The organism is Legionella navarrensis (genome assembly GCF_052527415.1).
Genome location: NZ_JBNVZR010000003.1, coordinates 201,996 through 221,945, shown reverse-complemented (window position 1 = coordinate 221,945; position 19,950 = coordinate 201,996). Strand labels below are relative to the sequence as shown.

Genomic DNA, 19,950 nt, shown 5'->3' with positions numbered 1-19,950 from the left:
CCACCCTGCCTAAGGATTCAATTGTGACAAAGCCCTACCGAATATACGCCGGCAGATTAATCATATATTGCTGAGTCATCATCACCAGCTTTTCCAACAGCCAGGGCATTAATGACAGCAAAATCAGAAACATGACGATTAACTTAGGTATAAAGGTGATCGTCATTTCATTAATCTGAGTAGCGGCCTGAACGATGGAAATCACCACCCCGACAATCAAAACCGGTACCGTAATAATGCACACGGCCAGCATGGTCACCATCAGCATATGCTGCAGGGCCGACATAATCGTTAAAGGTTCCATTCACGCTCCCTGGCTGACACCACAATCGATAAATCCGACAAATCACTGTCATCCCTCTTGTCCATGGCAGCGGCCATTGCAAGACCAATATCATCCCGTATACTGCTCACGGCATCGAGCCTGTTGTTGAGCTCATGATAGTTTGCCGTCAAATCCTGTTTAATTTTGTCCAGCTTTTCCAGCTCTGTTTTTTCCAGATGGATCACATGAGCCAGCTGCTGATAAAAAGCCAGGTTGTTTTTGATAATCTGCGCGCTTTGATTCAAGAGTGTATCCGTCCTTTTTTCATAGGAAGCCGCATAGTTCTGTAAGGTTTCGATGGATTGTTTTTTTTTCGCAATGGTGGCGTTCAGCTGCATGATTTGATTTTTTACGGCGTTTTTACGCAGGCTGAATGATTTGATCATCAGCTCAATCTGAGCCGGATTGCGTGTCGCCTGACTCATCGAAACAACCCTGCCAGTTCAGCCAGATCACGCGCCATATTGGCCTGCTCGTTGATTCCCTGGGTCAGATAGGCAAGCATGCGATCATGATAGGTGATGGACTCATCTACCACTCGGTCTGAGCCGGGGTGATACATGCCCATTTTGATGAGGTCCTGATTTTGCTGCCAGGCGCTGTACAGACGCTTAAAGCGCTGCACCCGCTCCAGATGCTCGTCGTCCATAATCGAGGTCATCACACGGCTGATAGAGCTGCTGATGTCGATGGCGGGATAATGCCCCGAGTCAGCCAGTCTGCGCGACAAAACAACATGGCCATCGAGAATGGATCGTGCATGATCGGCAACCGGATCATTCATATCATCGCCTTCGGTCAATACCGTATAAAATGCGGTAATCGATCCCTGGCCTTCCGAGCCGTTACCTGTGCGCTCAACCAGCTGAGAAATTTTTGAGAACACGGACGGAGAAAAGCCCTTGGCCGACGGCATTTCACCCAGAGTGAGATACACCTGGCGCAAGGCCTGAGCGTAGCGGGTCAGTGAGTCGATAATCAGCAGCACATTCAGACCCTGATCGCGATAATATTCAGCGATGGTGGTCGCAACCATGGCGCCGTTGGCGCGCATCAGCGGTGAGGTATCAACCGGTGCTGCGACAATGACCGTTTTTTCCAGATTATCCAGACCAATATTTTCCTCGATAAACTCTTTGACTTCGCGGCCGCGCTCACCAATCAGCCCCACAACCACCACATCCGCCTGCGTAAACCGGGTGATCATACCCAGCAAAACACTTTTGCCCACACCGCTGCCGGCAAAAACACCCAGGCGTTGCCCCTGACCTACGCTGATCAGGGCGTTAATTGCGCGCACACCCACATCAATGGGTTGGGAAATGCGGGTGCGTTCAATCGGATTGAGAGTCTGAGCCTGCAGCTCGTAAAAGAGAGAGGCATGCAGTGGCCCTTTGTTGTCAATGGGCTCACACAGACCGTTCAGCACCCGCCCACGCAGCATTTTTCCAACCGGTACGCGCAGAGATTTGGCCACACAGGCAATCTTGCTGCCCGGCAATATGCCGTTGATTTCCTCATAAGCCATCAGATAGGTGCAGTCATCAGAAAAACCAATCACCTCGGCCATGACGTTGCGATCGCTGCCGGTCAGATATATACGACATACCGTACCAACCGAAACGTGAAGCCCTGCGGCCTCCAGCATAAATCCGGAAATACGTACCACGGTGCCATAGGCGATAACGTCCTGCGCCCGATCCACTCCATCATTCAAACGATGAAGCGTTCGCTTCAAACTGGCAATCACGCTCATTTTATAATCCAAACAAAGATTGCAGTCTCTGTTCAAGAATGGCTTCCACTTCGCTTAATTTGGTTTTGATAACAAAATCACCCCGCTGAAGAAGATGATCGCAGCGGATATCAAGTTGAGACAGGGACATATCGTGATGCAGAACATGATAGTCCTCTTCTGATACATACACTATGCAGGCCTCGCTGCCTTCCTTCAGGGTATCGAGTGATTCATTGATCATGCCTTTCATCACCGAGTCATCGAGCAGTATTTCTTTATGAATGATTTTTTTTACAGCATTTTTAATCAGCAGAATGATGTTATTGACCATCGTGTCATCTATTTCGGAGAGACTCTGGTTAATTTTAGCGGTGATCTGATCGAGAGCATCAATCCTGCTCTGCAGACAGGCCATGCTGTCTATCAGGGCGGCCTTTTGTTCCTCGAGTTCAGGAGATGGAAGCTCGGGTTCCGGCTCTTCCACTACCGGGCTGACAGTATCAGGACTGTGGTATTCGATCTGATCAGGTTCGTCATCCAGCGAAGGAAAAGACCAGACTTCAAACGCGCCCAATTGTTGGTGAAATTCGCTCACGTGACCTCCTATAAAACCTTATTGCTTCCCTTCAGTCCGGGTAAGATAATCTTCTGTTCTTCAGCCAGCTTTTTGGCAACATCGATGATTCGCTGTTGCGCATCAATCAGGTCTTCCATTTTTTTAGGACCGGTCGAATCGATATCGTCGGTGAGCAGATCGACCGTTTTAGACGACATGCATTTGAAAAAAGCCTTTCGAATTTCGTCTGTTGTCCCTTTCAGTGCGAGAACCAGATCCTCGTTACTGATCTCTGAGATAACTGTTTGCATACCTCTCGAATCCAGTCTGGCGAGGCGCTCAAAGGGAAACAGCTTGCCCTGTATTCTTTGCCAGGCATCCAGGTTTTCGTTGGTCAGGAACGACATGATTTCACTTTCTTCCTTGCCATCCATATAGGCAATGATATTGGCGGCCATGTCCACGCCATCAGAGGTGATCAGTTTGAATTTTTCCGTTTTGGTGAACTGTTCCTGTAAATACTCGGACAGCGTTTTCATCGCGTATGAGGAAACCGGGCTGAGGTTGGTCATTCGATTAATAACGTCCTTGCTCTGTTCAGAAGGCAGCCATTTGAGTATCTGTGCCGATTTCTCACCATCCAGACACATCAATGCCACCGTAATGATCTGTGGATGCTCTTCTTCGAGCGCATCAATCACCACATGCAGGGGCTGCCATTTAAGCAGTTCTACGCCCATCAGTTCTTCCGATAAATACGCTTCATCAAAAATGGTTCCCGCTTTATCGGAGCCAACGGCTGTTAAAAACGTTTTACGGATGTATTCGCTGGAGCTGACGTTAATCCCAGTGGTATTGTTAGCGTCATTGAAGAAGGCATTGAGAGCAACGATCACCTCCTGCTCCGAAACGTCTCCCATGTGGTTCATGGTTTCAATAATGGATTCAACTTCCTTGTGGCTCATGTTTTTAAGGACTTCAGCCGCGCACTGTTCACCCATTCCCAATATTATAATTGCTGCATTTTTCAAAGAATCCATCTTATTTGGCAACCCACTTCTTAATCACGCCCACGACCTTGTTCGGATCTTTCTGAACCAGTTCTTTCAATATCTCAATCTGTTCGTTTTTTAAACGCATCATTTCGGCCGAAATCAGATTTTGCTTTTCAGTCGCCTCAAGGCTCAGAGCCTGAGCCGAGTCTTTTTTGCGAACCAGTTCCGGCGAAATTTTTCTGTAAATGATGAACAGGAACACAAAACCGAGAATAATGCCGGTGGATTTTTTCACGAGATCCCAGAACCAGGGTTCATCCCACATGGCCACGCCGCGATCAGGCTCCGCTTTGGTTTCAATAAAGCCACTGTTGATAACGGTCACCATGTCTCCCCGCGACTGGTTGTATCCAATCGAGGATTTGACCAGTTCGGTTATCTTGTCGAGCTTTTCCTTATCAATCGGCTTGCTCAGCATCTTTTTGGATTTTTTATCGTAGACACGCTCATTATCAAGGACAACCGCTACAGAAATCCGCTTGATTTTGGGTGTATCTGTCTTGACGTAGGTTGTGGATTTGCCCAGCTCATAATTTTTGACAGACTCGCTGCGACTCTGGCCGCTGGAAGCAGTTGGCTGCTGCTGACCGGTGGATGGTGGCTGATTAGCCAGAGAGCCTGGTACGCCGCTGGGTGAAGAGCTGGTATTATCCTCCTTGACCGTCTGCTCGCTTCGAACGGCGTTTTGCGAGGGATCGTAAGCCTCCTTGGCCTCTTCCTGCTGAGTAAAATCAACATCAGCGTTCACGTTGATACTGGCTTTGTTTCGGCCCAGCAAAGGAAAAATCAGGGACTGAATACGTTTTTCATAATTGTTTTCAAGGTTGGTCTGGTAAGTCAGCTGCTCCTGATTATGCAGATAATCGGTGTTGGTTACGGAGGTCAGGTAGTGGCCGTACTGATCCGTTATCGCTACGTTTGTAGGATCCAGTTCGGGTACGCTGGCCGCAACAAGTTGAATGATGGCACGCACCTTTTCTTTATCACCATCATAACCTGGCGTGGTATTAATAATGATAGAGGCGGTGGTTTTGGCATTTTCATTGGCAAAAATATTGGATTGTGGCTTGGCGATGTGCACGATCGCGCTGGAAATACCCTGTATCGAACCGATGGTTTTGGCCAGGTCTTCTTCAAGCGCACGCAGATAACGGGTATTTTCGAGAAACTGGCTGGAGCCAAGCTTGTTTTTATCGTTGAGAAATGCGTAATTAACCGGTGCCGCATTTAACAGACCGGCTGATGTAAGCCGAATGCGAGCCATGTTAACGTCCGTTGCCGGCACTGAAATCAAACCGCTGGCTTCGTTTAATTTATATTTGATATTGGCCTTTTCAAGCGTTTCAACCACCGTGGGGAAGTTTTTATCGCTCATGCGAAAGTCCAGGGGGCTGTATAACGGCTCCTGGGTCCACTGATGAATGCCAAGACCGATAGCAACGCTTAACGCGATGCCCCCCAGAAAAAACAGACGCCTCATCACATCAAAATCAATAATGGATTTGATTTGCTGTATTATATTTTCAACTCGATTTTCCATGCACTCTCACCGGACCTTTAAACGGGCATATTCATGATTTCTTTATAGGATTCCAGGAGTTTGTTCCTGACCACCAGCAGGCCTTCAAATGCCAGCTTCGATTTCATGGTTGACATCATAACCTGCGAGATTGAAACCGTGGGATCACCACTCAGGTATGATTTTTTGAGTGCTTCAGTCTGAAACTGAGCATTATTGATATCGGACAAAGCATTCTTTGCTACGGACATGATTTGATCGAAACTGGAAACTTTTGTACTGGTCAGTTCCGATTGACCTGATACCTTTCCCTGTCCGGTTAACGCCCTGATCTTTTCAAGCGTTGCGCTAATGTCTACCTTACTGATTGCTGAGCTTGTCATAGTCATAAGTCTGATAATTCCAAAAGTCCGTTAAATCAAAATACAGAAGCCAGGCTCTGATAACATTCCAGCTATATATATGCATGGATCGTGCCAGTTTTGCAAGTAATTGCGATGGATAAATGAATTTAATCATCATCCTGTGAAAAAATTTATTTAAGTTTCGAGCGAATCCCCCGATAGATAAGGTGTAAGACAAAATTAACTTTCCAATCAAGGGGATTAAAAATGGCTATAACCATCAATACCAATACATCGTCATTAATGGCGCAACAAAGTCTGGGCAGAACTCAGGACCAGCTGGCTCAGGCAACTAACCGCCTGTCTACCGGTCGTCGAATCAACCAGGCTAAAGACGATGCGGCTGGTAACGCGATTGCTGCCGGCATGACCGCTCAGATTCGTGCTGTTCGTCAAGGCGGCCGAAACGGAAATGATGGGATCTCTCTGATTCAGACAGCTGAAGGCGGCCTGAACCAGACACTGAGCCTGTTGCAGCGTATGCGTGAACTGGCTTCTCAGGCATCTACTGGAACCTATACTACCAGTGACCTCGCTAACCTCGACACAGAGTATCAATCTCTGATGACTGAAATTGACCGTGTTGCCGCTACTCTTGATTTTAACGGCACTTTTCTGATGAACGCTGCCACTACGATTTCCGTTCAGGTTGGTTCTAACAACACAGCCAACGATCGTATCGACATCGCCCTGATTGATTCTACGTCTGCTACACTGGCTGTAACAGGTGACGTAACATCGAATGCCAACGCGCAAGCCGCTCTGGACCTGTTGGACGATGCCATCACAACCGTAACCACAGGCCTTGCCGGACTCGGTGCCAGTCACTCCAAAATTGAAGCTGCTGTAAACGGCAACCTCGATCGCGTAGTTAACCTGGAAGCATCCCGTTCACGTATCATGGATGCCGACTTTGCCGAAGAAAGCGCGAAACTGGCTCAATTGCAAATCCTGCAACAATCAGGTGCTGCCATGTTGTCACAAGCCAACTCGTCTGGCCAAATCGTTCTGAAACTGTTACAAGGTTAATAATCAGCTCCCCTGGTTGTTTCGACAACCAGGGAGTTTTCTTATCATTTAAACTCAAGTTGATACTATGGCAAATAATGTTACGGGAATTGGTGATATCAACGCCTTGGTTGCCGCAACCATGGACGTCGAAAAACTGCAGCTTGCTCGACTGGATAAAAGCAAGTCGATGCTGGATTATCAGCTGTCTAATTATACGAATCTAAGCAGCCTGATAAAAAAATTTACTGACTCACTCGACCACCTTGGTCAAATATTCGATAACAACGCCTGGAAAATCAGCTCATCTGATAACAGTGTTGTCAGCAGCGTACTGACCGGAAAAAATACGTCGCCCGGTAATCACCAGATTAATATCAGCCAACTGGCTCAGGCGCATAAGGTCAGCAGCGCCGTTTTTACCGACAAAGGCACCGCACTGTCGATGGCAGGAAGCCTGGACATTCAAATTGGCAGCGATGCTTTCAGTCTGATGATTGGTACAGATGACAGCCTGGAAACGATTCGCGATAACATTAATAATTCATTAAATAATCCCGGGATCAGCGCCTCTATTCTGGCAACAACATCTAACCTGGGAACCCCCGAGTATCGATTGATTCTGACATCCAAAGACACGGGTCTGGCCAGACAAATGACCATTGGCGGAACCGCCGCGCCCGCACTGGATCTCAGCCATGAGCTCAGTGCTGCGCAGGATGCCCAGTTTACATTTGATGGGTTTAGTGTAACCCGCCCAGATAACACAGTCAGTGATCTGCTGGATGGCATAACCTTTACCCTGAATAAGGCCGGTCAAAGCGCGGAGCTCAGTATCGCCGTAGATACTGAAAATCGCAGTCAGACCCTGAAAAGCGCTCTGAATGATATGGTGAATGCGTATAACACGCTGATTGATACCATCGATAAAAACCAGGCCACCCGGTTAACGCGCGACAGTACGTACTCCGTCATCAAAATGCGACTGACTAACAGCCTTGAGCAGAGTCTTGGCAGCCTGTCCATCCAGAGTCTGCTGGACGCTGGGATTAAAAAAGCACCCAGTGAAAGAAAATTCAGCGAAGACATTGATCCCAATACACAAAAAAATGTAGAGTACACTTCAAACGGAAAACTGACCATTGACGATAAAGCCCTGTCTGCAGCCATAGATGGTAACTATGATGACCTCTCTGCATTTTTTACCGATTCAACCAATGGTTTTATCAAGACAATTGATGGGGTATTAACGGAAATAACCCGCGAAGGCGGTAATATTTCCAGCCGCGAAAAAATCATAGGCCGGCAGGAATATGCGCTGGATAATCGCATTACCAGGGAAGAATCACGACTTGATGCACTGGAAGAATATCTGTATACAAAATTCTCCGAGCTGAACAACTTTGTTGAGCGTTATCAGCGCATCAGTGAATACATGGAAAGACAAATCACAGCTCTTGAGTACATTTACAAAAAATAGGATGTTTTATATGAATCGTCTGGATATTTATAATGAGATTGGTGCATACAGCGAAGTATTGGGTGCACCGGGGCACAGGCAGATACAAATGTTACTTGAAAAGCTGTTGTCTGATATTAATCAGTCGTTAACGGCCATGAAAAATAATAACATAACCATCAAATGCAAATGTCTGGCCAGCGCAGGCTCAATCGTGTCATATCTGCGTGACTGTCTGAACTTTGATGCGGATCCGGTGCTGTCTGAAAAGCTGGATAATATTTACGAGCATTTGGAAAAGCAACTGTTTACGGCCAACGCAAAGAACAATCTGGAAGCCCTGCAGGAATGCCAGACCATCGCCGTCAATATTAAAACATGGTGGGACCATGTCGTTGCCTGATTCCCTGCTTTCGGCACTTGATAATCCGGATGAGTTTAAAAACCTGACCGAAAACTTTCTCAAGTCGAGGCAATTGCTGATTGATCAGCTATCTGCCGAGCAGGATCTTGCGTCTTTAAGTACCCTCCTGAAAGAAGATCGGCAAAATCTGTCGCTTATGACCGCTGAGCTGGTAAAAATTCGTGATGTGATGGTTAATATCAAAAAGATCGAACAATACACTCATACAGAAAGGGACGATGCCTGATGTCATCGTACCCTATACCGGTTTTTCAGCTTCCGAACCGTGACCGTCGGGGTTCGGAAATAACCTCGGCTCAGTACAAAAAAACCGGTGATTGAACGGTCTGACAGTGTTACTATGGGACGCATTAACTTTTTTGTGAGGTCAGGATGGCCGCAAGCAGTCAATATTTAAGCAAACAGCTTCGCATACCTTTCAGTGTTTCCCGCTATAAAGAATCTCGGGCATATGCTCTTCGACATAGACACGAATATGGACTTTTCGGTAGTAAATCAGGCAATAAGACAAAATGTGAGACTCAAGATGAGATCGCTGAAACATCAAGGTTTGTGGCTCTTTGGTGTGCGTTGCTCGCCTCAGGTGCAGATGAACTCTCGTTAATTAAATCAGCAGGTGAAATATACGGTGGTAAAACCCCAGTAACTCCTGAAGATAATTTAATTAAAATAGCCCTGTCTTTTTTTCCGAAACAATTTAATCATTGCCTCCAAAACATATTCGACGACAGGTATGCGAAACACGAACCAAAATTCGATTACGGTATATGGAGCTTCAATTTATTATCAGATGAAGAGATAAAATTTAAATACACATTGTATTTTAGAATGATCGGTGCAAAAACATTTTATTCATTAATCGATGTTAATACTAATAAAAGAATCAGAGATATTGAATTAAAATCGTTTGTATTTACATCCCCCTTAACTACTGAGGCATTGGAACAACAGGAAATTCCTATTCTGAAACACATTGAAAAACAAGGTCACATTAAACCTTCCAGGATAGTAGTAACCCCTTCGATAGAAGATACCGCTTCTGTTATCGGGCATCTCCTGATGGAATTAGATTTTCAAACGTCCAGGCTGAATGAAATGGCGAAAATACAAAGTGATTTATTTGGTGAGCAAGCGGATATTATTAATGATTATCTACGACAATTATCAGATTGTCACCCTGAAGCCAGGGCAGCCAGGGAGGAAGCATTAGCAGATGAATCCACAAGCTCGAGTGAAACTCATCGTCTTGAAGATAGTACTACTACCGTTACCATTTAATTTTGACAGGCCCCATATGCCCTCCCTATCCTTCCATAGACAGAAAAAAACTATTATTATACCGAACAAAACAGACACCCTTAAAGGAACTTAAAATAGTAATACTTTTCCTCGCACATTTGCACGGGCTTTGAATGTCGTTCAAGCGCCCCCGGCTTCATCTGAAGCGCCCACAAGATTCGGTCCACCATATCCAAGGGAAATAGAATGCTGATTTTTGAAAAAGAACAAGTAAAAAAAGCAACACATCTTAATCGTTTTACAGATTTTATAAATGAAATTGCACCGCTGTATGAAGCCATCATTCCGTTTGATGTCATAGCAATTTTCCCTTGGGATGACATCCAGAAAATTCTCAGTGAATACATTATTACGGGCTTACGTGAATTGACGGATTCGGCGGGCCAATCACCGGATGTCGTTTTACCAGACAGCATCAAAGGCGTTTATTTTTGTCTGGCAGATGATGCACGCCATTTTAGTATCCATGGATCATTGTATTACAATGAAATAGACTGGGCGGCTCAGGCTGACTACGACTACAAGGGTTCTAATGAACTGTTCACGCAATTATCAGACGCATTGCGTTCACTGTCGCTGAGTATAGAAGTTACTCAAGACCTGTTATATCTATTCGCGGCATTTACCTTGTTAAAAACGCTCAGAAAAATCGATAGCATCCCGGATGTTGCAAATGCAGCCATGACACTTGGTTATAGTTGCGGTGATATATTAATTTTAGGCCGTTTTATAGATCAGGCGTTTCACGAACAGATTGAGATTGTTATAGATGGTGAATATGAGAACCCATCCACAGCACCTGTTATAGCCCATGAACCAACGGAACCAAGAGGCGATCTATGGCACTACATGGACAGTTATTCTACAGATTTCATAAGAAATCACGGCCTTACAGAGCGTTTTTACAAGCTTGGAGAAGCAGAGGCTGTACGAATCAGTGAGGAATTTAAAAGCGAACTTATTCTTAATCAATGTCCGCTGTGTAACGCGATTAAAAAAACGCCTCGCGCCAGATTCTGTTTAAAATGTGGCGAATTTACAGAGCCACGTGTCAATCCTCAATGATATCACCAGTGCCTTTTCCACCTTCAATCCCATGGAGGGCATGAGCATAGCTACATGCCCTCCATGACGGTTCTACTGATCAGCAGTCACAGTTATCTTCCCAGCTGCGCCGCGGCTAATCACGGAGGGATCATACATTGACTGAGCAAATATCCCCGGCACTGTAAAGTCACCCTGATTGGTCGCCTTGATGTGGTACACCAGTTCCTTAACCGTTGCGTCCAGTCCAGTAAAGAACAGAACCCGATCCTCACGGACATCGGAATACTCAACATGCTCACGGTCTACCGTATCATCCACCACCTCAAATCCACCCGGCAGTAAATCCACAATCGCGACATTGCTCAGCCAGGTATCTCCCAGAGCCCTGACCCGGATGCGAACCTCAATTTCCGAACCGAGCGAAGTTGAGGAAATAACGTCCTTGCTGTCAAGGGAACGATATTCACGGTAAATCTCAATACCATTACTAATGGTCTCGGTAGATACCTGCGTATCAAAACCCGCCTGAGTCAACTGGTAAAAATATGTTTGCTTACCGGGGTTGCCCAGCACCGCCTTAGTCACCCCCGGCTCAAGATTCGCTTTTGCAAAGCCATTGCTGGCTGTGCTCAGTAAACGCTGCCCGCCATCCGCCGAAACGCCGCTAATCGTTAATGCGCTGTCTGCAATCGAGGAACTGATACCAGAGTAAGCGCTCAGCGCCAGGGTGGCATAGCTGGCGAAAACAGTATTGATTTCACCACTGTTGAGCGCCTTTACCAAAGGCATAACCAGGGACTCACGCTGCCTGGCAAGTTCTGGGAAATGACGTGCCAGCAAATACAGATACTGGGCGTTCGCTGTTCCCTCATCGTAAAAGTCAGAACGGCTGCCCGGCTGGAATGAGTACAGGCCTATCAAACGCTCTGCCTCGGCTGTATTCTGCATCATCCTGTATACGGCTGCCAGATAAGCGCTGGTAATATCTTTCTGCCACAGATTATCCTTATCGCTGTCTAGATAACGCTGCAGATTGGTCAGATAATTGGTTGTGATGATTTCATTGCGGGTCAGGACATAAATCGCATAAGCCTGCAATCTGGCATCATCCAGACTGGTCGGATTGCGTGACGCGAGTTCACGTAAATAAGCAATGCCCGAATAAAACATATCATTGGGAACATTATAGTTGCGGTCACGGGCCTTGCTTAAAAAGTGCATGGCATAAACAGAGGCAAAAGGATTATTGACGTTATCGCCCATACCCGGCCAGTAGCTGAACGCGCCCGAGGACATTTGCCGTTGCGCCAGCATTGCAATGCTGGCATTCACCTGAGCCGTTGCAGCCTCACTGTCCTGAGTAAACCATGGATAGTTTGCCAGCGCCAGAATGGGGAAGGATTTACTGGTCAACTGCTCCGTACAGCCATAAGGATAGCCTTCCAGAAAACGCTGCAGGCCAACAACCAGAATCAGAGGACTCGACGACATGGCCGCCTCGACCGTACGATACTGTGGATAAAGCACACGATCAACCGGCAACACCTGAGACGCCTGATTGCCGCTACCGCTCGTCACAGACGTCATAAAGGTACTCGCCGGACGAATACTCAGACTGGTGCTGAGGGTCGAGGACTGCTTACCCAGTGTCGCACGCAGCGTGACCGTTGCAGAACCCGGTTCAGCTTTGGCGCGCAGCCGGAAGGAAACGCTTTTCTCATGCCCTTCACCTATTGTCAACCTGCTGCTGGACTCGCCAACAACTTCCAGCCCCGGGGAAAGGGTCAAATCAACATTGATTTCAGGGTTATCGCCTGAGCCTTTCACGTTATTGGCAATCGCTGAGCTGACCTCGAATTCGTCTCCCGGAGCAACAAAGGTGGGGACGTTTGGACTGATCACAAAGTTGCCACGTACCTCTGAAAGCTGCTCCGTCGAACCCACCGCATCGCTGCTGATGGCAACAGCCATGACCCGCACCGCACCATTAAAATAATCCGGTATCGCAAACGCCAGCTGGCGGGGTGTGCTGTCGCTGTCCAGGCTGCCGGACCAATACACCATCGGCAAATCGGTTTTACGCTTGAAGGGGTTTAAATGACCCGCAATACTGGCCTCTCCATCGTCTCCGCCTACAGAAGACAGCTCCCGGTCTTTAATAAAGTCGGGCAGGATCTGATCAACGGTCTGCTGCGTCAACACTTCCAGTGCGTGTTTTTGGAAGAAGAACGCGAGCGGATCAGGCGTGAGATATCGGCTGACCTGTAAAATACCTTCATCAACGGCAAAGACAATGATTTTACCGGGCTTATCCGTGCTGTAGCTGATCGGGAAGTTTTCACCCGGACGAGCCAGCTTTGGAGCGTCGAGCGTGATCTGTATGCTGTGATCACGGTTGTTCATCGTAAAGGGAACCACGGAATAGCTTAAGGGACTTATAAAGATTTCCGGTGAGTTCCAGTCGCGGACAAAAGCCACGTTAACATACCCATTCCCCTGAAAATCTGCAGGAATATGTATGCTTTGCACGGAATTACTGGCATCTGTCTTAAACCACTGAACCGCATACACTTTATCCCGTTCAATGGTAATCAGACCAGAGCCGGTATAGGGTGCGCTTATTTGCAGCTCGATGTCTTCGCCCGCAAGATATTCGCTTTTGTTCAGGGTCACGCTCAATTCGGCATTTTTTGCCAGCGGTGTCTGACTGTCGCCCACAATCCTGAAGTTTACTCGACTCAGCTCGGTGTTTGTGCTGTCAAGCAAAACCAGGGCGTAATCACCGGGTTTATCCGTTGGCAAGGCATAACTGCTTCCCTGGCCACTGATGGAAAACGCAGAGGTACTCACGACGGAGCTTTGCATAATCGACTGATATTGGTAGGTGCCATCGGTTTTTTTCACCAGAGTGGTCACAGGACGCAGTGACAGCACCTGCATTTTCAAATCATCAATCGGCATTTTTTCGAGCTGCGGATTCACGGCGATGTAGTTGATCTGACGTGCGGCGTTTAATTTGATGTAGCGCAAATCACCATCTGCCTTGTAACCAACAAACCATGGCAGCGGGCTGACCAGTGCCGACACCTGAGTCGTGACACTCCGTCCACCATCGGCTTCAAATCCTTCAGCAAAAAAGGTCAACTGATAGGTAGCGCGGTCAAAACGCTCAAGATTCAGGCTGAACTGCGCCTCTCCCTGCGTATTGGTCGTGGTATCCGTCAGCGTATCGGTAAATGTTTTCGCTGTTTTAGCCGCATCCAGCAGTGGATCCGCAAACACGTAATCAGGGTATTCGTCAAAGTGCACGGCCTTGGGAGTCAGAATCAATTTGCCACTAACCCGCCGTCCCTCTGCCGGACTGCCATATAAATTCCACAGACCGATTTTAGCGGTCAGTCCCTGTGGAGACACCCAGCCATCCCCCTGAACTGGGCTCAGGCTGGCGCTGATGCGCATTCGGTCGGGCTGAAACTCTGCTACACGAAAGTTTGCTGAACCCAGCATGCTTTCAGCACGATCGTCTTTGACCGTATAAAGGCTGATATAATACTGACCGGTTGGCGACGTAGCCTGGGTCGTGAAATCCGTTGTCAGCAAACCACTGTCATCGAGGGTGAATTTTTGATCATAGACCGTGTTTCCGCGCGGATCGGTGATAGTCACCTGCAAGGGCAGACCGGCTGGCTGAGCCTGTGCGTAAGCCTGCTTCACCATCATACCAAAATGAGCCGTATCGCCAGGACGGTAAAGGCCGCGATCTGAAAATACAAAAGCGCTTAGACTATGCAGATCCTGGTTGGTGTAGATACCACCAATATCAAAACGGGAAAAATTGAGCTGGCGGCTGAAATTGTTATAAGGAATAAATGAAACATCATTTCCCTGGCGCGCCAGCCAGGCGACAGGCTCGCGATCAGCCACAAAGTCTTTCAGACCAGGGAAGCTCGCCCGTCCCTGTTCATCCGTTGTACGGGTCAGTACCGGCAGACCGTTTTTACCCAGAGCGCTGACTTCGATGCCTGCTACAGGAAGGCCGCTGGTGATGGACTGAACAAACACATCATGACTGCCATCGTTATTGTCTTTCACCAGCATACCCAGATCCGTGACCAGAATAAGGCGGCTGGTCTTGATATCCAGCGGGCTGTTGCTGGCCGTATCCCAGCCACTGGCCTGCAGGAGGAACAGCCCCTGGGGACCACCGGTATTCTCGCTGGTGCTCAGATATTTAGCCAAATCAACGAAACTATACTGTGCCTTGGTCAAATCGGTTGATTCAAATGTCTGGACCTCGGCATACAGTTCGCTGATGTTTTGCTGGTTGAAACTCTGATTAATAAAGTATGGGTTGTTAAAATCACCCTGTGTCTGCGTGATCAGCTGGTTGACGTTATCAGGCAAAACCCGGGCAATATCAAATCGAACCGCTGCAAGCCCGCGTACCTGCACCGACAGCTTTTTCTCACTGCTCAAGGCCAGTAAGGCACCATTATGCAGAAAACTGATTTCTTTCGGTAATTCAGGCACGTTGATGACGGCCACGTAATCTCTGGTCAATGCAAAATCACCAAATCCACGTGTGCCTTTATCAATTTTGACGTACATATAACGAGGCGTATTGGTCGCAAACCTATAGCTGTGCAGGCTCGCAAAATTGCGGTCAGCCGGTATCGCATGCAGGGGCAACGCCTGAGCCTGGCTTAGAACCTGAGGCGTTACCTCCCCTGGGTTCTGCCAGTTGTAATTTTCTTCCGCCCGCGCGTACCGGGTCGCCGGCTTTGTGGTGGGCAGCAGATAGGCGTGGACCGATTTGTTCATGACGGCTTCGGTTACACCAAGACTGGTTTCTATGTTTAATATCTGCTCGGGACGATCTTTTTCATTTCGAATAATCGAGGCGCTGACGTTCAGGACCTTGAAATAACTGCTGGCATCCGGAATCAACAGATTTTTTGATACGCTGACATCGGTCTCGGCGCTGTGTGTGGCCGATTGAATGCCCTTATCCAGGGTCAGCAGCAGGTACTGCGACACCTCGGGAATGGACAGATTTTCGGAATGCAGCCAGGCTACGCGCTTGAATTCATCGTAGGTCAGTTTGAATTTGAAGGATCGGCTGGCCCCCTCTTTTTTGTCAGCTGCGCTCTGCTGCTGAACCAGAGATAATTTCTTTTCGAGGCTGGCAGGATCAACTGGGAAATTAAAATTCAATGTAGCAACTGCTTCACGGACATTGACGTTGACCGGATCCTGGTAGAAGCTAAAGTCGGAAACAGTGGCCTGAAATGGCAGCGTAGAGAAGCTGTATTCATGTGAGGCCATCTGGGTGCCAGGAGCAAAGAAATTGTCGGCAAAACGTATGCTGTAATGTTGACCGGCAGGCCAGTCGGTTGAGGGTGTGAAGACCAGCTGGCTGTCTGACTGCCAGATCCACTCGCCGTCCAGTTCTGGACTCATGGTTACGCCGTCACTGACGTCCTTGCCAATCTGATCCAGAGGTGCTACGGATTTCGGCGTAAACTCATCCTTGGACACACCAAAGCTGATGCTCAGACTGTCAGGCACCAGGGTTTCTTCAAGCGGAGTAATTTTAGGTGGCGTTATCACGGCAGTAACCCGCTCCGGGATGGGAAGATGACTGTACCAGTGTGCGGCGTAGGCGGCGGCTGCCAGCAGTGCGGCAGTCATCAGCACCAGTATCCAGAAACTCAGGGGATTGGTTCGTGCCTTAAGGCCCACGTAGCGCAGCCAGGGAGGGCAGCTCCAGTTCAGCTTTCCAAAAATCGATGCGAAAATCGAGTTTTTTGAATCCGGAGTCTTGTTCATGTTCCATCCTGAGTAAAGGTTATTGAGGTTAATAAATCATGCGCGGATTCCCGCCCTTCCACTTGATTCATCTTAATACCATGCTGTATGCTGTTTATCTTTTACGCACGCCAGCACGCATGTCTTCCATTGCCAAGTACATTAGAATAATCCTTGTTGGGCTGTTTGTCAGTGGTCTTGGCATATTATTTTTTTGCCCCAGGCCACCCCTGCTTGAAGGCCTTGATTTTTCGACTGTCGTGTATGACAGCCAGGGGCGATTGCTGCGTCTTACCCTCAATAAGGACGATAAATTTCGCGTGTTCACACCGCTGTCCGACATATCACCACAAATGGTTTCCGCCACCCTTCTGCAGGAAGATCAGTATTTTCGCTGGCATCCGGGAATCAATCCCGTTGCGCTGATTACAGCCTCGTGGCAGACGTGGGGCGCGCGCTCCCGGCGAATGGGCGCGTCAACCATTACGATGCAGGTCGCCCGCTTGCGTTTTGGCATAAACTCCAAAACCCTGAGCGGAAAAGTGCAGCAAATTGCGCGTGCGCTGCAGCTGGAACGGCATTACAGCAAAGATCAAATCCTTGAGGCGTATCTTAATCTCGCACCTTATGGCGGCAATATTGAAGGCGTTGGTGCGGCCAGCCTTATCTATTTCAATAAAAAAGCGGGCGATGTCAGTCTGCCGGATGTGCTGACCTTAAGTGTTATCCCGCAAAATCCAAACCGGCGAACCCCGCGCAACCTGGAATTAAAACATATCCGCGACAGGCTGTTTGACCGCTGGCTAAAACTGCATCCTGAAGACGCCATTCAACAGGCGGGCATGCAGCTCCCTCTGCAAATGCAGAGTCCCTCCTCGCTTCCGTTTGCAGCCCCTCATTTTGTCAATACCATCCTGCGCCAGAATCATGGTGGCTCAGATAAAAACGTGGTTACCACGCTCGACCTGCGTCTGCAGACCACCATGGAACATGTCACGCAAAACTACATAAAGCGCAGGCAGGCGCTGGGCGTATATAACGCCGCCGTCCTGCTGGTTGATACCCGCGACATGGGCATACGGGCCATGCTCGGCTCGGCCGGCTTTCATGATGTTCGTATCGGCGGCCAGATTAATGGCACGGAAATCAAACGCTCGCCCGGCTCGACCCTCAAGCCATTTATCTACGGCCTTGCTCTGGATCAGGGACTGATTCATCCCAATACGGTATTGAAAGACGTACCGCGCAGTTTTGGCAGCTACAATCCTGAAAATTTTGACTACGATTTCATCGGCCCGGTGCGGGCCAGAGATGCGCTGGTTTTAAGCCGAAACATTCCTGCGCTGCAACTGGCCAGCCAGTTAAGCAGTCCCGGTTTGTATCAGCTGCTGATCGACGCAGAGGTCAGCCATTTGAAATCAGAATCATGGTACGGTCTGTCGATGGCACTGGGTGGTGCCGAACTCAGCATGCAGGAACTGGCAGGGCTTTACGCCATGCTGGTTAATGATGGATTGTGGCAGCCCCTGCGCATGCAGGAGGGCGTCATTCATAACACAACAAAGCGCCTGTTAAGCCCAGAAGCCAGTTTTCTCGTTCTGGACATGCTGAAAGACGGCCCTCAGCCGGAACCTCATGCAGAAGGTACAGACGTAGCATGGAAAACGGGAACCTCATCGGGTTATCGTGACGCCTGGTCTGTGGGTCAGGTCGGGCCTTATGTTCTGGCTGTCTGGGTGGGTAATTTCGACAACAGCAGCAACCCGGCCTTTGTTGGCAAAAACATCGCAGCCCCTTTGTTTTTTGAACTGATCGAGGCGATTAAGCATGAAAAAGGCGCCATCCCCAGACTGGAAAAACACCCGGAAAAAATGAATTTAACACGCATTCCGGTCTGCAAGGCCTCGGGCATGCTGCCGACACGATATTGTCAGGATCAGGAGATGACCTGGTTTATTCCCGGTAAATCGCCGATTAAAACCGATACCATTTATCGTGAAGTGGCCATCGATAATTTGACTGGCCTGCGCACCTGTCATTTCGATGACAACACGCGCTTTGAAATTTTTGAATTCTGGCCATCCGATTTACTGGCTATTTTCCGTCAGGCTGGCATTCAACGGCGTATCCCGCCTTTTTTCTCACCTGACTGTGCCTTTTCCAGCAACCATTCGTCGCGCCCGCAAATCACATCACCGCAAACGGATCGGCATTATATTATCCGGGCTGACAGCAGCGGGAAAAACAGCATCCCCCTGTCGGCTATTACCGATGCGGATGTTGCAGCACTTTACTGGTTTATAGACAACAGGTTTTTAACGAAAACAAAACCGGACAACATCATCATGTGGCCTGCCAGGGCAGGCCACCACGTGATTCGTGTGGTCGATGATCATGGTCTGGCCGATGCCCGTGATTTAAATGTTGAGCTGGAGCGTTAGAGACAGAGAGAATGCAGCGCTGGCACTGTTTGCATTATCGCGTTATCCCGACACAGGAAATGACAGCAATGTGCCTGATGCACACTCGAAATTGAATTACGGTGCCATCGAGGTATAATAGCGCACTCCTCCACATACTGACTGGAAATAAGGCATGACGTTCTACCCCCGTATACTACTCGCCCTTGCCGGTGCATTGCTGCTGATCAACAACGTATCTGCTGAGCCACCCAATCTGGGAATTCTGAAAAAAGAACTGCGGCAGTACCACGACGCGGGTATTTATCAGCAGGAGCTGTCAGCGGTAGCGAAGGAAGCGAAACATTATATCCTCACCCAGGCCCGGAAGAATCAACAGCTGCCTGTCAGGAAGAAGCTGGCGGTTGTTCTGGATATTGATGAAACCTGCATCAGCAATTACGATAAATTCGCAAAATATGATTTCATGCCCTCAAAAGAGCAGATTCATCGCGACATACTGAAAGCCGATGCCCCAGCTATTAAACCCATGCTGGATTTGTACAACGCCGCATTAAAAGAAGGTGTCAGCGTTTTTTTTGTGACTGCACGGCCGAATACCGATCTGGAGGCGACCAAAACCAACCTCCTGCGCGACGGCTACCGCAACTGGACCGGCCTTTACCTGCGCCCGGATAATTACAGGCACGCATCCAATGTGCCGTTTAAAGCGCGTACGCGTGCCATGATAAGCAAACAGGGTTATACCATTATTGCCACGATTGGCGATCAATACAGCGATTTGATGGGTGGCTATGCCAAACGGGAGTTCAAATTACCCAATCCCTGGTATTTCCTGCCGTAATAAGTCTTCATTGGCACAAATCAGGCTCCCTTCACCCTGAGAAG

16 protein-coding genes are annotated in these 19,950 nt (G+C 48.4%); 8 read left to right on the top strand and 8 right to left on the bottom strand.

Features of this window, described 5'->3' with window-relative positions:
* Positions 1 to 34 precede the first annotated feature (34 nt).
* The 7 genes from ACQUTA_RS03690 to fliE are packed head-to-tail and all read right to left on the bottom strand — an operon-like array spanning position 35 to position 5,582.
* On the bottom strand, positions 35 to 304 hold the full coding sequence (locus ACQUTA_RS03690; protein ID WP_444986849.1) for a flagellar biosynthetic protein FliQ: 270 nt from the start codon (positions 302 to 304) through the stop codon (positions 35 to 37).
* The gene (locus ACQUTA_RS03685) at positions 292 to 750 is read right to left on the bottom strand and encodes a flagellar FliJ family protein (protein WP_444986848.1); all 459 of its coding nucleotides are present in this window, start codon (positions 748 to 750) and stop codon (positions 292 to 294) included. The genes ACQUTA_RS03690 and ACQUTA_RS03685 overlap by 13 nt, the downstream gene beginning before the upstream one ends.
* A complete protein-coding gene (locus ACQUTA_RS03680) occupies positions 747 to 2,081 on the bottom strand; it encodes a FliI/YscN family ATPase (protein ID WP_444986847.1) in 1,335 nt (444 codons plus the stop codon). Before ACQUTA_RS03680 ends, ACQUTA_RS03685 begins: the two co-directional genes overlap by 4 nt.
* Position 2,082: 1 nt before the next feature.
* On the bottom strand, positions 2,083 to 2,658 hold the full coding sequence (locus ACQUTA_RS03675; RefSeq protein ID WP_444986846.1) for a FliH/SctL family protein: 576 nt from the start codon (positions 2,656 to 2,658) through the stop codon (positions 2,083 to 2,085).
* Positions 2,659 to 2,666: 8 nt separating this feature from the next.
* Complete coding sequence (locus tag ACQUTA_RS03670; protein WP_444986845.1) at positions 2,667 to 3,659, bottom strand: flagellar motor switch protein FliG; 993 nt, start codon at positions 3,657 to 3,659, stop codon at positions 2,667 to 2,669.
* Between the two features lies 1 nt (position 3,660).
* Positions 3,661 to 5,214: a flagellar basal-body MS-ring/collar protein FliF gene (gene fliF / locus ACQUTA_RS03665; protein ID WP_444986844.1), complete on the bottom strand. Its 1,554-nt coding sequence runs from the start codon at positions 5,212 to 5,214 to the stop codon at positions 3,661 to 3,663.
* Between the two features lie 17 nt (positions 5,215 to 5,231).
* Positions 5,232 to 5,582: a flagellar hook-basal body complex protein FliE gene (gene fliE / locus ACQUTA_RS03660; protein WP_444986843.1), complete on the bottom strand. Its 351-nt coding sequence runs from the start codon at positions 5,580 to 5,582 to the stop codon at positions 5,232 to 5,234.
* A 222-nt stretch (positions 5,583 to 5,804) separates the two neighbouring features.
* Here fliE and ACQUTA_RS03655 point away from each other — a divergent pair, with 222 nt between their 5' ends.
* The 6 genes from ACQUTA_RS03655 (at position 5,805) to ACQUTA_RS03630 (ending at position 10,852) form a co-directional block, all read left to right on the top strand.
* Positions 5,805 to 6,626 carry a flagellin N-terminal helical domain-containing protein gene (locus ACQUTA_RS03655; protein WP_444986842.1) on the top strand — a complete coding sequence of 274 codons (822 nt, stop codon included), beginning with the start codon at positions 5,805 to 5,807 and terminating at the stop codon, positions 6,624 to 6,626.
* Between the two features lie 67 nt (positions 6,627 to 6,693).
* Complete coding sequence (gene fliD / locus ACQUTA_RS03650; RefSeq protein ID WP_444986841.1) at positions 6,694 to 8,085, top strand: flagellar filament capping protein FliD; 1,392 nt, start codon at positions 6,694 to 6,696, stop codon at positions 8,083 to 8,085.
* Positions 8,086 to 8,095: 10 nt separating this feature from the next.
* Entirely contained in the window at positions 8,096 to 8,467 is a 372-nt protein-coding gene (locus tag ACQUTA_RS03645; protein WP_444986840.1) for a flagellar export chaperone FliS, read from the top strand.
* A complete protein-coding gene (locus ACQUTA_RS03640; protein ID WP_444986839.1) occupies positions 8,454 to 8,714 on the top strand; it encodes a hypothetical protein in 261 nt (86 codons plus the stop codon). The genes ACQUTA_RS03645 and ACQUTA_RS03640 overlap by 14 nt, the downstream gene beginning before the upstream one ends.
* Before the next feature lie 146 nt (positions 8,715 to 8,860).
* Positions 8,861 to 9,766 (top strand): hypothetical protein, encoded by a 906-nt coding sequence (locus ACQUTA_RS03635; RefSeq protein ID WP_444986838.1) that lies wholly within the window; start codon positions 8,861 to 8,863, stop codon positions 9,764 to 9,766.
* 207 nt (positions 9,767 to 9,973) lie between these two features.
* Positions 9,974 to 10,852: a hypothetical protein gene (locus tag ACQUTA_RS03630; protein ID WP_444986837.1), complete on the top strand. Its 879-nt coding sequence runs from the start codon at positions 9,974 to 9,976 to the stop codon at positions 10,850 to 10,852.
* Between the two features lie 72 nt (positions 10,853 to 10,924).
* On the opposite strand, the gene ACQUTA_RS03625 is transcribed toward ACQUTA_RS03630, so the two are convergent.
* Positions 10,925 to 16,663, bottom strand: coding sequence for an alpha-2-macroglobulin family protein (locus ACQUTA_RS03625; protein ID WP_444986836.1), 5,739 nt, complete (start codon positions 16,661 to 16,663; stop codon positions 10,925 to 10,927).
* Between the two features lie 38 nt (positions 16,664 to 16,701).
* Between ACQUTA_RS03625 and pbpC the strand changes: the two genes are divergently transcribed.
* Together pbpC and ACQUTA_RS03615 are read left to right on the top strand one after the other, a co-directional pair.
* Complete coding sequence (pbpC, locus tag ACQUTA_RS03620; protein ID WP_510175183.1) at positions 16,702 to 19,083, top strand: penicillin-binding protein 1C; 2,382 nt, start codon at positions 16,702 to 16,704, stop codon at positions 19,081 to 19,083.
* Between the two features lie 154 nt (positions 19,084 to 19,237).
* Positions 19,238 to 19,906, top strand: coding sequence for an HAD family acid phosphatase (locus ACQUTA_RS03615; protein WP_444986835.1), 669 nt, complete (start codon positions 19,238 to 19,240; stop codon positions 19,904 to 19,906).
* Positions 19,907 to 19,950: the final 44 nt, after the last annotated feature.

Bases quoted from the DNA above. Each gene is read 5' to 3' on its own strand.
- ACQUTA_RS03690 (WP_444986849.1), bottom strand. From the start codon at position 304: ATGGAACCTTTAACGATTATGTCGGCCCTGCAGCATATGCTGATGGTG.
- ACQUTA_RS03685 (WP_444986848.1), bottom strand. From the start codon at position 750: ATGAGTCAGGCGACACGCAATCCGGCTCAGATTGAGCTGATGATCAAA.
- ACQUTA_RS03680 (WP_444986847.1), bottom strand. From the start codon at position 2,081: ATGAGCGTGATTGCCAGTTTGAAGCGAACGCTTCATCGTTTGAATGAT.
- ACQUTA_RS03670 (WP_444986845.1), bottom strand. From the start codon at position 3,659: ATGGATTCTTTGAAAAATGCAGCAATTATAATATTGGGAATGGGTGAA.
- fliF (WP_444986844.1), bottom strand. From the start codon at position 5,214: ATGGAAAATCGAGTTGAAAATATAATACAGCAAATCAAATCCATTATT.
- fliE (WP_444986843.1), bottom strand. From the start codon at position 5,582: ATGACTATGACAAGCTCAGCAATCAGTAAGGTAGACATTAGCGCAACG.
- ACQUTA_RS03655 (WP_444986842.1), top strand. From the start codon at position 5,805: ATGGCTATAACCATCAATACCAATACATCGTCATTAATGGCGCAACAA.
- fliD (WP_444986841.1), top strand. From the start codon at position 6,694: ATGGCAAATAATGTTACGGGAATTGGTGATATCAACGCCTTGGTTGCC.
- ACQUTA_RS03645 (WP_444986840.1), top strand. From the start codon at position 8,096: ATGAATCGTCTGGATATTTATAATGAGATTGGTGCATACAGCGAAGTA.
- ACQUTA_RS03640 (WP_444986839.1), top strand. From the start codon at position 8,454: ATGTCGTTGCCTGATTCCCTGCTTTCGGCACTTGATAATCCGGATGAG.
- ACQUTA_RS03635 (WP_444986838.1), top strand. From the start codon at position 8,861: ATGGCCGCAAGCAGTCAATATTTAAGCAAACAGCTTCGCATACCTTTC.
- ACQUTA_RS03630 (WP_444986837.1), top strand. From the start codon at position 9,974: ATGCTGATTTTTGAAAAAGAACAAGTAAAAAAAGCAACACATCTTAAT.
- ACQUTA_RS03625 (WP_444986836.1), bottom strand. From the start codon at position 16,663: ATGAACAAGACTCCGGATTCAAAAAACTCGATTTTCGCATCGATTTTT.
- pbpC (WP_510175183.1), top strand. From the start codon at position 16,702: ATGCGCGGATTCCCGCCCTTCCACTTGATTCATCTTAATACCATGCTG.
- ACQUTA_RS03615 (WP_444986835.1), top strand. From the start codon at position 19,238: ATGACGTTCTACCCCCGTATACTACTCGCCCTTGCCGGTGCATTGCTG.